Genomic DNA, 13259 nt, shown 5'->3' on the forward strand with positions numbered 1-13259 from the left:
ATGTCGTTGCACCAGTATCGGCGCAAACGCCGGCTTGGCGGTGGCGCCGGGCAGACAACGGAGCCGGACGACACGCCCGCACCGGGCGACCCGAAGCGGCGGCCGACCTTTGTCATCCAGCTGCACCATGCCAGCTCGCGTCACTATGACTTCCGCCTGGAAATGGACGGCGTACTGAAGAGCTGGGCGGTGCCCAAGGGGCCTTCCCTACGCGTCGGTGAAAAGCGGCTGGCCGTGGAAGTGGAAGACCATCCGTTGTCCTACGCCGGTTTCGAGGGAGACATTCCTGAAGGTCACTATGGTGCGGGCCACGTGGAAGTCTTCGATCACGGCACCTGGGCCTGTGAAGGCGATCCACTGCAGGCACTGGCGGCGGGCAGGATCGACTTCGTGCTGCATGGACAACGCCTGGCCGGTGGCTGGAAGCTGGTGCGGACCGCGATGAAGGGACGCCAGGTGCAGTGGCTGTTGATCAAGCGCGGTGACGGGGAAGCGCGCGACGCGGAGGCGGATGACCTGCTGACGGCACCGATGCCGAAACGAACACCTGCGGCGAAGAAGCGTTCCGCGGACAAGACGGCGCGAGCTGCACTCGTCGCACGCACGACCACACCCAAGGCCGATGTGCGCTGGCATGCACGCGCGCTGCAACTGCACGGCGCACGTGACGCACCCTACCCGCATGCATTCAAACCGCAGTTGACCGATCATCGCGACAGTGCGCCGGACGGCGACCGCTGGTTGCATGAGATCAAGTGGGATGGCTATCGCCTGCTGGCCGATCTGCACGAAGGCAAGGTGACGCTGCGCTCCCGCAACGGCCTGGATTGGACCGGTGATTTCCCCGAGGTGGTACAGGCCGTGCAGGCACTGCCGGTGCGGGATGCGCGCCTGGACGGTGAGCTTGTGGTGCTGGGCCGGGATGGACGCAGCGACTTCGCCGCGCTGCAGCGCGTGATCGACGGGAGTTCGAAGCAACCGTTGCGCTACATCGTTTTCGATCTGCCGGGTGTGGCCGGCGTGGACATCAGTCGTTCACCGCTGCTGGAGCGCAAGGCGCTGCTGAAGGATCTCATCGGTCCCACGCCCGGAACCCTGGCCTTCAGCGAGCACGTGATCGACCATGGCCCGCAGGTATTCGATGCCAGCGGCAAGGCGGGATTCGAAGGCATCGTCAGCAAGCAGGTGGATGCGCCCTACGTGAACACCCGTGCACGCAGCTGGGTGAAGGTGAAGCACGAAGACACCGACGAGTTCGCGATTGTCGGCTACACGGCACCGAAGGGCTCCCGGGTGGGGTTCGGCTCGCTGCTGCTGGCGACGCCGGACAAGGGCGCCTTGCGCTATGTGGGCCGCGTTGGCACCGGCTTCGACGACGAAAGCCTGCGCGCGCTGCACAAGGCGCTGCAGCCGTTGGCGGTGAAGACGCCTGTGCTGCAGCTGCCGGCGCACGTGCCGTTCCGCGCCGCCAGCGTGCGCTGGGTGAAGCCGGTGACGGTGGCGGAGGTGGCATTCCGTGGCTGGGGCAAGGAAGGCCTGCTGCGCCAGGCCAGTTTCAAGCGGCTGCGCAGCGACAAGCAGAAGGAGGACCTGGGAGTGGCCGTCTCGAGTGCTGAAGCCGGGGGCGAGGTCCAGATCACCCATCCAGAGCGGGTGGTGTTCCCAAGGCAGAAGCTCAGCAAGGGCGACGTGGCGGACTACTACCAGCGCGTGGCGCGCTGGATCCTGCCCGAAATTGTCGGGCGGCCCTTGTCACTGCTGCGCTGCCCGGATGGCGTGGGCAAGGCCTGCTTCTTCCAGAAGCACCATGGCCCCGGCCTGGGCGATGCCGTGCACGCGGTGCCCCTTCAGCAGAAGAGCGGCCGCGAGGACTACGTCTACATCGACGATGTGCGGGGCCTGCTGCAACTGGTGCAGATGAACACCCTGGAGCTGCATCCGTGGGGCGCGACCGTGGCCGATCCCGAGCACCCGGATCGCTTGGTGTTCGACCTCGATCCCGGTGAAGGGGTGGGTTGGGCAGAGGTGAAAGCTGCTGCGCGTGATGTCCGTGACCGCCTGCAGGAAGTCGGCCTGAAGAGTTTCGTGCGGCTGTCCGGTGGCAAGGGCGTGCACGTGGTGGTGCCGCTGCGGCCCAAGGCCGACTGGGAACAGGCCAAGGCGTTCTGTGAGGCGTTCGCCCGGGCGATGGCGGAGCGGGCGCCCGACCGCTACGTGGCGACAATGAGCAAGGCCAAGCGTGGCGGCGTCATTTTCATCGACTGGCTGCGCAATACGCGGGGTGCCACCAGTGTGTGCTCGTGGTCGTTGCGTGCGCGCGATTCCGCCGGTGTGGCAGTACCGCTGCGCTGGGATGAACTGGCTCGTATCAGTGCCGCCGACGCATTTCCCATGGGCAAGGCGCTGGCGAGGGCGCAACGCCTGAAGAGTGACCCATGGCAGGGCATCGCGCAGTTGAAGCAGACGCTGCCGTCGCTGAAGCGGTAGTGCCGGCCGCTGGCCGGCAACGGCAGGATGGCCGAGGTTGCCGGCCAGCGGCCGGCACTACCTGCATGCGCTCAGCGCGGATCGCGCGAGGGACGACGGCCGAACCACCAGCCGGCCAGCAGTTGCAACGGCAGCGACGCCAGCAGTGAAATGACGAACCAGAACGGGAAATCCGCACCCGCCGTCCACATGGCGTAGCCACAGCCCAGCGCGACCAGCGACCAGATCGAGAAGCCGTGCGATCGCGGCCAGCAGGGCGCGTAATAGGTGGCAAAGGAAACCCCGGCGATGCCACCGAGCACGCTGAAGGTGAGATCCCAGCCCAGCTGCACGCTGTTGTTGTCCGGCGACAGGCCCAGCAACGGTGGCAGCCAGCTGGCGACGCTGCTGACCAGCGCAAGCGACAGCACACCGCCGATCAGGGCAACGAGGGACAGGAACAGGGTCTTGAGCACGCCAGGCATGCGCGCATTGTACGGCTGCGGCGGAGAACCCGGCATGCCGGCCAGCGGCCGGCACTACCGAAATGTGTGTGGATCCGATCCGATGAATCGGCATGGCCGCCGCGTCCGTGGGAGAGGGGGACGGAGCGACGGCGGCCATGCACAGGCGGTCAGGCGGCGAAGTCGAGCACCACGCGGCCTTCGATGGTGCCCGCATGCATGCGCGCGAACACGTCGTTGATGTTTTCCAGGCGGTCGGTGCTGACCGTGGCCGCGACCTTGCCCTCGGCGGCGAACTGCAGCGATTCCTGCAGGTCCAGGCGGGTACCGACGATCGAGCCGCGCACGGTAATGCCGTTGAGCACCATGCCGAAGATGTCCAGCGGGAAGTTGCCGGGCGGCAGGCCATTGAGCGAGACAGTGCCGCCACGGCGCACCATGCCCAGTGCCTGCTCGAACGCCTTCGGCGATACCGCGGTGACCAGCGCACCGTGGGCGCCGCCGATTTCCTTCCTGAGGAACGCGGCCGGGTCGGTGGTGCGCGCGTTGACGGTGACCTGCGCGCCCAGCTGGCGGGCCAGTGCCAGCTTGGCGTCGTCCACGTCCACTGCGGCCACGTTCAGGCCCATCGCACGGGCATACTGCACGGCCATGTGGCCCAAGCCACCGATGCCGGAAATCGCCACCCAGTCACCGGGCTTGGTGTCGGTGACCTTCAGGCCCTTGTAGACGGTCACGCCGGCGCACAGCACCGGCGCGATCTCGACGAAGCCCACCTCCTTCGGAAGCAGGCCGACATAGTTGGCATCGGCCAGTGCGTACTCGGCGAAGCCGCCGTTGACCGAGTAGCCGGTGTTGCGCTGCGTCTCGCACAGTGTTTCCCAGCCACCCAGGCAGTGTTCGCAATGACCACACGCCGAGTACAACCAGGGGATGCCGACCCTGTCGCCTTCCTTGACGTGCCCTACCCCGCCTCCCACGGCCACGACGTGCCCCACGCCCTCGTGGCCGGGGATGAACGGCGGGTTCGGTTTCACCGGCCAGTCGCCCTCGGCGGCGTGCAGGTCGGTGTGGCAGACGCCACAAGCCTCGATCTTGACCAGTACCTCGCCCGCCCCCGGGCGCGGTACCGAGACTTCCTCGATCACCAGTGGCTTGCCGAACTCACGCACGACAGCGGCCTTCATGGTGGAATTCATGTTCGGATCTCCGTAGTGCGCTTGCCCACAGAATGACGCCGGCGCGAGGCCGGCGCTTTGATCACGATCAAACCTTTGAAGATCCGCGAAGCAGGTTCAGCTGGCCAGCACCGAGGCCTCGCGGGCCAGGCGCTCGATGGCGTCCCAGTCGCGGGTCTGCAGCAGCGCCGGGGTGGTCAGCCACGAACCGCCCACGCACAGCACGTTGGGCAGGTGCAGGAACTGCGGCGCGGTCTGCGCGCTGATGCCGCCGGTCGGGCAGAAGCGCACATCGGCGAACGGGCCGTGCCAGGCGGCCAGCAGCGCGGCGCCGCCGGCCTGCACGGCCGGGAAGAACTTGAAGGTGTCCGCGCCGTGCTCCAGGCCCTGGATCAGGTCCGAAGCGGTGGCAGCACCGGGCAGGTACGGCAGATCGGCATCACGCGCGGCCGCATACAGTGCCGGCGTGGCACCGGGGGAAACGGCAAAACGCGCACCGGCCTGCTTCGCCGCCTGCATCTGCGCGGCGTTGAGTACGGTGCCGGCACCGATCACCGCGTCCGGCACGGCCTCGACCATGGCCTTGATCGCATCCAGCGCCTGCGGCGTGCGCAGGGTCACCTCGATCACCGGCAGCCCACCACGGAACAGTGCCTGGGCTACTTCGACCGCTTCATTCACATCTTCGGGGGTGTACACCGGGATCACCGGTGCCAGCTTCAACAGCGCGCGCAGGCGCGGATCAGCGCTGGACATCGTCTTGCTCCTTGCCCGCCAGGGCATCGCGGATGCTGCCGGTGCCGGCAGCGCAGCGGCGCATGATGCCATGCGGACCGCGATGGTGCCCTGCTCCGCACCGCGCCGGATTCAGGCCGGGTCGGCCTGCAGCGCCTGGATGCGGCGCTGGTACCAGTCGCCACCGAGCGGATCGAACACCGCCGAGCGCTCCATCTGCGCCTCGTACACGTGTACCGAGATCGCCAGTGCCTCATCGCTGGCATTGCGCAGGGTGTGGTACTCATGCGGGGGATCAGGCTGCCGGCACTGCCGCAGCCCCCGCGCAGCGCGGCGTGGCGGCGGAAGCGCCAGCGCTCGCCGGCGCACTCCAGCAGCTCGTAACGGGTGATCTCCAGCTCGCCCAACCACACGCCCTCCACACACCACATGGCATCGTGGTCGTGCAGCGGCGTGCCCTGCCCTGGGCCCCAGCTCATGGCAATCACGCTGTAGCCGTGTTCGCGGCTGTGGTACAGCGGACGTCGCGCGTAATGATCACTGACCGGCCGATGCACGCATTCGGGCAACTCGATGCGGTTGTCGGTTATGGCTTCCTGCAGCGCCAGCTGCAGGTCGGCCGTGATGCGCTCGGGATCACCGGAGCTCATCGCCGCGTCGACTGCGGCGATCAACCGGTCGCGGCCGCGGAACGGCGGAAACGGAGAAGTCTGCAGGTCCATGCCTCGAATGTAGCGGAGCATGGTTAAGGGAATGTTGGCGTTCGCGCGCGTCGCGTCCACATCCAGGGTGAATACGCGCGGAAGAACGGTTCAGATGCAGAAGCAGTAGAGCGATCACAATGGAACCTTGCGCAGCAGAACCTGTCGAACACGACACGATTCAGATCCGCTGCGACATTCCGCAACTTCGCGCCCGACGGGCGCAAGGCTAGAATTCTCCGACTTACCTGGTTCTATACATGTCAGTGCGAACTATTAGCGATGCCGCGTTGCCGGCATCGAAGGGCAAGGCTGCCACGATCAACGACATCGCACGACTGTCGGGAGTTTCCAAGAAAACGGTTTCAAGAATCATCAACAACTCGCCGCTGGTGCGCAAGGACACCCGCGACAAGGTCGAGGCGTTGATGCGCGAGGTCGGTTACGTGCCCGATCCTCTCGCGCGCGGGCTGGCATTCCGCCGCTCCTTCCTGATCGGCCTGGTGTATGACGATCCGGGTGCCCAATGCATCGTCGACCTGCAGCACGGCGCGCTGGACGCGCTGCGCGGCACTGGCTATGAGCTGGTGGTGCACCCCTGCGACAGCCAGGATCCGGAATGCCCGCAGGGCGTGCGCCGTTTCGTGCAGCAGCAGAAGCTGCACGGCGTGATCCTGGGGCCGCGTGCGTCCGAATCGGCTGCGCTGGCGCAGATGCTCGATGACATCGACTGCCGCTACGTGCGCATCAACGCGCATGCCTCGGAGGATGAGAACCATGCCGTGGTCACCCATGACCGCGATGGTGCTGCCGCTGCGGCGGGCTACCTGCTTTCGCTTGGCCACCGCGACATCGCGGTGATCACCGGACCGGGTGACCGGCGTGCCGCGCGCGAACGGACGCATGGTTTCCTTGATCGGCTGGCGCAGGTCGGCCTGACCCTGCCCGGCGAGCGCGTGCTGGAAGCGGGCGACACCTTCGAGTCCGGCGTGCATGCCGCCGAACGGCTGCTGATGGGCGAGCAACGCCCCAGTGCGATTTTCGCCGGCAACGACGAAATCGCCGCAGGTGTGTACCAGGTGGCATTGCGTGCAGGCATCGCGGTGCCGCAGCAGTTGTCGATCGTCAGCTACGACGACAGCCCGTTGGCATCGCGGCTGTGGCCGCCGCTGACGTCGGTGCGGCGCCACGTTTCCGACATCGGCCGCACCGCCGCCGCCATGCTGGTCCAGGCCGACGTGCCCGACGCACCGACCGCGGCCAGCGTGCATCCGCAGTTGATGGTGCGCGGTTCCTGCCGGGCCGTGGATGGCTGAGTGTCCTGCCCTCGCCTGCGCCGCTGCAGTGGCGCAGGCAGGCAACAACGAAAGCGGCGCACCCATGTGCGCCGTTTTCAGTGCAAAGCCGTGCGCGTTGTGTGCTTACACGTCGCCGCCGTCGGCCCAGCCTTCGCCGGTGCCCTTCTGGAACACGCGGTCGTCGCCCTGCACTTCACCGGCCGGCAGATGCGCCTGGTTGGCCAGGGCCGCGTAGATCGGGTGAAGTCCGGCGAGGTCGCCTGCATGAGCTGTTCGAAGCTGTCGATGACGAAGTAGGTCTTCTGGAAGGTGTCGATGCGGTACTTCGTGCGCATGATCCGCTGCAGGTCGAAGCCGATGCGGTTGGGCGCGGCCGATTCCAGCGAGTACAGCGACTCGCCCTTCGACGACACAATGCCGGCACCGTAGATGCGCAGGCCCTCGGGCGTGTCGATCAGGCCGAACTCCACGGTGTACCAGTACAGGCGGGTCAGGTTCTGCAGCGCATCCGGACCGATCGCATGCGCTTTGACGCCACCGCGGCCGTACGCCTCCATGTAGTCGGCGAACACCGGGTTCATCAGCAGCGGTACGTGGCCGAACAGATCGTGGAACAGGTCCGGCTCGGCGATGTAGTCGATCTGGTCCGGGCGACGGATCCACCAGGTCACCGGGAAACGGCGGTTGGCCAGATGGTCGAAGAAATCCAGTTCCGGCAACAGGCCTTCAACCCCGACCAGGGTCCAGCCGGTGGCCGCGCCCAGCACTTCGTTGAGCTGGTCGAAGCGCGGAATCATGTGTGCGCTCATGCCCATCTCGTCCTGCGCATCCAGAAACTCCTGGCAGGCACGGCCGACCAGCAGCTCGCGCTGGCGCTGGTAAAGCGTGCTCCAGGTCGCGTGGTCGTCGGCGCTGTAAGTGTCCCATGGCTGCTCGACGAGCGCGGTGGTATACACCGGCACGTAGCCCTTGTCGGTCTGCTGGTGTTCGACGCGGCGGGGCTGGGCGAGGTCCATGCGGCACTCCTGGATGGGATACCCATGATGCTAGGGCAGGGGACGCGCAACAGGGTTGCAAAAGTTGCGCCGATTGGCCTTGTTGGCGCAATATCCTTGCGTACTCACCATGTTGCGGGGCAACAATGGCCGGAGAAGTCCAGTTCGATCGCACGGATATACGCCTGCTGGCCGAAATCCAGCGGGATGGGCGCGCCACCAACGCCGAACTGGCGGCGCGGGTGAATCTCTCTCCTTCGGCCTGCCTGCGGCGGTTGCAGCGGCTGGAAAGCGAGGGCGTGATCGTCGGCTATGGCGCGCGGCTGGAGCCACGGCAGCTGCGGCTGGGCCTGCAGGCCTTCGTGCGCGTGCAGCTGGAAAAGCACGACCAGGCCGCCATCGGCCACTTCGTGGACAGCGTGCAGGCGTGGGACGAGGTGGTGGCCTGCCACGCACTGACGGGTGACATGGACTACCTGCTGCACGTCTACGTGCGCGACCTGGAGCACTTCTCGCGCTTCCTGCTGGACCGGCTGCTCAATGCCGGTGGCGTGGCCGATGCCAATTCCAGCTTCGTGCTGCGCACGGTGAAGGGCTTCCAGGCGTTGCCGCTGTCGCAGCTGGAGTCCTGAGCAACCACCGAGCGGGCCCGGTGGCCTGACTTCAATGGATCAGCACTTGTCCTTGCGGCCCATCAGCTTGCCCAGGCGCGAGGCTTCCTCGCACTTCGGCGCGGCCACCGGTGCCGGTGCGGCTGCTGCGGCGCGCGCGCGCTGCAGCTGCTGGATCCTGGCGCGGATCTGCGGCATCGCTGCCATCGCAGCCTTTTCGCCTTCCAGGATCGCGGTGCCACGCTGGCTGAAATCGGCGGCACCGATGTCCAGTACCTTCGGGCGGATGACGATGTCGGCGCGCGCCAGTTCCTGCTCGCCCAGGCGCTGGCCCATGATCGAGATGGACTGGTTGACGATGCCCAGCATGTCGGTCGGCGCCTTGCCGCTGGCCTTGCTGGAGATGTCCACGGCGATCACGAAGTCGGCGCCGAGCTGGCGTGCGGCATCCACCGGCACCGGGCTGACCACGCCACCATCGATGTAGTTGCGGCCGCCGATCTTCACCGGCTCGAACACACCGGGAATGCTGCTCGACGCGCGCACTGCCTGGCCGACGTTGCCGCGCACGAAGATTGCGCGCTCGCCGGTTTCGAGCTGGGTGGCGACGGCGGCGAACGGCTTCTTCAGGCGCTCGGCGGGACGGTTGGCGACCTGCTCGTTGACGTAGTCCTGCAGCTTCTGGCCCTGCACCAGGCCACCGGAGAACAGGCGCACATCGCGGATGCTGGCTTCGTCCAGCGCGACGGCCTTGCTCTGCATCTGGAAGGCATCCATGCCGCTGGCATACAGGGCGCCGACCACGCTGCCGGCGCTGGTGCCGGCGACCACGGCCGGCTCGAAGCCGTTGGCCTCCAGCATCTTGATCACGCCGATATGGGCAAAGCCTTTGGCCGCGCCGCCGCCCAGGGCGATGCCGATCTTCACCGGCTTGGCCTGCGGGACCACGGTCGGCGCAGGCGGCGGCGTGGGGCGGACCGGATCGCCACCGCAGCCGGCCAGCAGGCCGATCAGGGCGACGGACAGCAGCATGCGGGGGCGGAACAGGCTCATCGGCAGTGCGCGCGCGGCGCCGGATTCAGGAAAGGGCGCCAGCATACCGAAGCCGCGGCGGGGCGGGCAGGGTGGGAAATATCGCCCATTCATAAAGGTAGTGCCGGCCGCTGGCCGGCAACCATAGGGAAACTGGCAACGGTCCACGGGGCTGCCGGCCAGCGGCCGGCACTACCGGGATGCGCGCCAAGGTCCATGAGGTTGCCGGCCAGCGGCCGGCACGACCGGAGGCGGTCAGAACCGGTTGTCACCATCCAGCATCCGGCCCAGGCCGCCCAGCACCGAGCCTTCGCCGCGGCTCTGGCCGCCGCCCTGCGGTGCGGCCATCCACATGCGGCCGGCCAGGCGTGAGAACGGCAGCGACTGCAGCCAGACCTTGCCGGGGCCGGTCAACGTGGCCAGGAACACCCCTTCGCCGCCGAACAGCATGCTCTTGATGCCGGCCACCCGACGCACGTCCATGTCCACCGTCGGGTGGTAGGCCACCACGCAGCCGGTATCCACGTCCAGGCGTTCGCCGGCGGCCAGCTCGCGCTCCACCACGCAGCCGCCGGCGTGGATGAACACCCAGCCGTCGCCCTCCAGTTTCTGCATGATGAAACCCTCGCCCCCGAACAGGCCGGTCATGATCTTGCGCTGGAACTGCACGCCGATCTGCACGCCGCGCGCGCCGGCCAGGAAACTGTCCTTCTGGCAGATCAGGCGGCCGCCGTGCTGGTCCAGCTTCATCGCCAGCACCGTCCCAGGGTAGGGCGCAGCGAAGGCGACCTTGCCCTTGCCATGGCCGCTCTGGGTGTAGACGGTGGCGAACAGGCTTTCGCCGGTCAGTACGCGCTTGCCGGCAGCCATCACCTTGCCCATGAAGCCGCCGCCCTGGTCGCCATTGGCGGCGCCGAACACGGTATCCATCTGCACCGTGGCGTCCTTGAACATCAGCGCGCCGGCCTCGGCAATGGCGCTCTCGCCGGGATCAAGCTCGATTTCCACGAACTGCATTTCATGGCCGACGATGCGGAATTCGATGTCGTCGGCGCGGCCGCTGGCGGCGGCGGGGACCGGGGGTGGGGTGTGGGGCATGCCCGGGGCCGCGGATTGCAGTTCAGGCACTTCGGCAATCGAGGTCCATCCGCTCATGCCCTGGCACCAGGCCAGCGCGCGCGGGTTGGCCTGCGCGTAACGGCGCGCGGCCGGGTCATCGAGCGGTCCGATTCGGTCGGCCTGGGCCGAGGCATGGAAGTACCACTGGGTCATTGCGGCGGCTCCGCGGCGCTGGAAAACCCCGAGTCTAGCGAGCGCCCCGGGGGCAGGGCGACGGGGCCATGAACGGCCGGCATTTGCGGGGCAGGTGCTGTATTGCAACAATTATCTGGTAGCGCCGTTTTACCACCCCTCCAAACACAGCCTACCGCCATGTCCCCGACCCGCACTTCCCGTGGCCGCTTCCCGGTCGCGCGCCCTCTCGTTGCCGCTCTTTCCGCCCTGCTGCCGCTGGTAGCAGCCGCCCAGGAAACCCCTGCCGCCAAGGATCCGGTTGCCCTCGACACCCTGCAGGTAACCGCGCAGCGCCGTGTCGAGAACGCCAAGGACGTACCGGTCGCAGTCAGCGCGATCCAGGGCGAGAAGCTGGATGTGCTCGGTTCGGCCGGCGATGACATCCGCTTCCTGGCCGCACGCGTGCCGAGCCTCAACATCGAGTCGTCCTACGGTCGTGCCTTCCCGCGCTTCTACATCCGCGGCCTGGGCAACACCGATTTCGATCTCAATGCCTCGCAGCCGGTGTCGCTGGTATACGACGACGTCGTGCAGGAAAGCCCGCTGCTGAAGGGCTTCCCGCTGTTCGACCTGGCCAACGTGGAAGTGCTGCGTGGCCCGCAGGGCACCCTGTTCGGCCGCAACACGCCGGCCGGCGTGGTCAAGTTCGACTCGGCGCGCCCGTCGCAGGATGCCGATGGCTACCTCCGCGTCGGCTATGGCAGCTACAACAGCTGGAACGTGCAGGGCGCCTACGGCGGCCCGCTGACCGACCGCTGGTCGGCGCGCGTCTCGGCGATCTACCAGCGTCGTGACGACTGGGTCGACAACACCCGTGTGGGCGCGCCCAACAGCGGCTTCGAAGGCTATGACGAAGCGGCAGGCCGCGTGCAGTTCCTGTACGAAGGCGATGACTTCGAAGCGCTGTTCAACCTGCACAAGCGCAAGCTCAACGGCACCGCCCGCCTGTTCCGCGCCAACATCATCCAGAAGGGTGGCAATTCGCTGGTCGAGAACTTCGACCGCGACAAGGTGGCCAACGACGGCGTCAACTTCTCCGACCTGGAGACCTGGGGGGCAGCGCGCGCCTGCAGTGGAACCTCGGCTCGGTGACCCTGCACTCGATCACCGGCTACGAGACCGCCGAATCGCTCAACCGCGGTGACATCGACGGTGGCTACGGTGCGGCCTTCCTCGGTGCCGGCAACTACGGCCCGGGCCTGATTCCGTTCTCCTCGGAGTCGGCTGATGGCCTGCCGCACCATCGCCAGTGGACGCAGGAATTCCGCGTCGAGTCCAACGAGTGGGGCCGCTTCGACTGGCAGGCCGGCGTCTTCTACTTCGATGAAGACGTGACCATCAACAACTTCAACTACGACTCGCTGGCCCCGGGCAATCCGCAGACCGGCCACGTGGTGCAGAACCAGCGCAACAAGGCCTGGGCAGTGTTCGCCTCGGGTGACTTCGACGTCACCGACCGCTTCAAGCTGCGTGCCGGCGTGCGCTACACCCAGGACAAGAAGGACTTCAGCGCCAGCGTGCTGCAGGCGGTTCCGTTCGGCACCCCGGTCAGTGGCCCGTACCTGGCCAACACCGACGTCAACGACGTCAGCTGGGACCTGAGCGGCGTCTACAAGCTCACCGACGACATCAACGCCTACGCCCGCGTGGCCAAGGGCTTCCGCGCGCCGTCGATCCAGGGCCGCCTGGCCTTTGCGCCGGGTCTGTCGCAGGCCGATTCGGAGAAGGTCATCTCGTACGAGGCCGGCATCAAGGCCGACCTGTTCGAGCGCCGCGCGCGCCTGGGCCTGAGCGTGTTCCGCTACGACGTCGATGGCCAGCAGCTGATCGCCGTGGGCGGTTCCAACAACACCGCCACCCTGCTCAACGCCGACAAGACCATCGGCCAGGGCGTCGAGCTGGACCTGGAGGCCTACCTGGCCGACAACGTCCTGCTGACCTTTGGCAGCAGCTACAACGACACCGAGATCAATGACAAGAACCTGGCGGTGGCGATCTGCGGCGGCGGCTGCACCATCACCGACCCGACCACGGTGATCAACGGCCAGACCTACGCGCTGGTGAACGGCAACCCGCTGCCGCAGGCGCCGAAGTGGATCCACAACGCGACCCTGCGCGTGGGCTTCCCGCTCAGCGATGGCAGCGAGCTGTACGCCTACACCGACTGGGCCTACCGCAGCGCGGTGAACTTCTTCATCTACGAGTCGCCGGAATTCCGCGGCCGTAGTTCGCTGGAAGGCGGCCTGCGCCTGGGCTACAACTGGGAGTATGGCCAGTACGACGTGGCGGTGTTCGGCCGCAACCTGACCAACCAGACCCGCGTGGTCGGTGCGATCGACTTCAACAACCTGACCGGCTTCCTCAACGAGCCGCGCACCTGGGGCGTGGAGTTCACCGCGAAGTTCTGATGCGGTCGCTGCGGTAGTGCAATGAAGAAGGGCCGGCGCAATGCCGGCCCTTCTGCTTCGCACCCACCGGTAGTGCCG

The 13259-nt window shown here is 67.0% G+C and carries 8 protein-coding genes and 3 pseudogenes; 4 read left to right on the plus strand and 7 right to left on the minus strand.

The window, feature by feature from the left end; translation table 11 throughout:
- A complete protein-coding gene (gene ligD / locus DL544_RS00115) occupies positions 1 to 2487 on the plus strand; it encodes a DNA ligase D (protein WP_139726555.1) in 2487 nt (828 codons plus the stop codon).
- Positions 2488 to 2558: 71 nt separating this feature from the next.
- Here ligD and DL544_RS00120 read toward each other — a convergent pair whose 3' ends face one another.
- The 4 genes and pseudogenes from DL544_RS00120 to DL544_RS00135 form a co-directional block, all read right to left on the minus strand.
- Entirely contained in the window at positions 2559 to 2951 is a 393-nt protein-coding gene (locus DL544_RS00120; protein ID WP_065179065.1) for a hypothetical protein, read from the minus strand.
- 149 nt (positions 2952 to 3100) lie between these two features.
- Entirely contained in the window at positions 3101 to 4129 is a 1029-nt protein-coding gene (adhP, locus tag DL544_RS00125) for an alcohol dehydrogenase AdhP (RefSeq protein WP_065179057.1), read from the minus strand.
- A 96-nt stretch (positions 4130 to 4225) separates the two neighbouring features.
- On the minus strand, positions 4226 to 4864 hold the full coding sequence (gene eda, locus DL544_RS00130; protein ID WP_065186797.1) for a bifunctional 4-hydroxy-2-oxoglutarate aldolase/2-dehydro-3-deoxy-phosphogluconate aldolase: 639 nt from the start codon (positions 4862 to 4864) through the stop codon (positions 4226 to 4228).
- Between the two features lie 111 nt (positions 4865 to 4975).
- Positions 4976 to 5565, minus strand: a pseudogene (locus DL544_RS00135) (cysteine dioxygenase family protein).
- 239 nt (positions 5566 to 5804) lie between these two features.
- Between DL544_RS00135 and DL544_RS00140 the strand changes: the two are divergent.
- Positions 5805 to 6860 (plus strand): LacI family DNA-binding transcriptional regulator, encoded by a 1056-nt coding sequence (locus tag DL544_RS00140; RefSeq protein ID WP_065186796.1) that lies wholly within the window; start codon positions 5805 to 5807, stop codon positions 6858 to 6860.
- A 105-nt stretch (positions 6861 to 6965) separates the two neighbouring features.
- On the opposite strand, the pseudogene phhA reads toward DL544_RS00140, so the two are convergent.
- A pseudogene (gene phhA / locus DL544_RS00145) lies at positions 6966 to 7858 on the minus strand (phenylalanine 4-monooxygenase).
- A gap of 125 nt (positions 7859 to 7983) precedes the next feature.
- Between phhA and DL544_RS00150 the strand changes: the two are divergent.
- A complete protein-coding gene (locus DL544_RS00150; RefSeq protein WP_005411782.1) occupies positions 7984 to 8469 on the plus strand; it encodes an Lrp/AsnC family transcriptional regulator in 486 nt (161 codons plus the stop codon).
- A gap of 39 nt (positions 8470 to 8508) precedes the next feature.
- Here the strand turns inward: DL544_RS00150 and DL544_RS00155 are convergent, their stop codons facing one another.
- Entirely contained in the window at positions 8509 to 9501 is a 993-nt protein-coding gene (locus tag DL544_RS00155) for a patatin-like phospholipase family protein (RefSeq protein ID WP_053496711.1), read from the minus strand.
- 234 nt (positions 9502 to 9735) lie between these two features.
- Positions 9736 to 10752, minus strand: a complete 1017-nt coding sequence (locus DL544_RS00160; RefSeq protein WP_005421115.1) for a TIGR00266 family protein — start codon at positions 10750 to 10752, stop codon at positions 9736 to 9738.
- Positions 10753 to 10911: 159 nt separating this feature from the next.
- Here DL544_RS00160 and DL544_RS22260 point away from each other — a divergent pair.
- Positions 10912 to 13181 (plus strand): annotated as a pseudogene (locus DL544_RS22260) (TonB-dependent receptor).
- Positions 13182 to 13259: the final 78 nt, after the last annotated feature.

The sequence above is a fragment of the Stenotrophomonas sp. pho genome, from assembly GCF_006228405.1.
Taxonomy (GTDB): Bacteria; Pseudomonadota; Gammaproteobacteria; order Xanthomonadales; family Xanthomonadaceae; genus Stenotrophomonas; species Stenotrophomonas sepilia.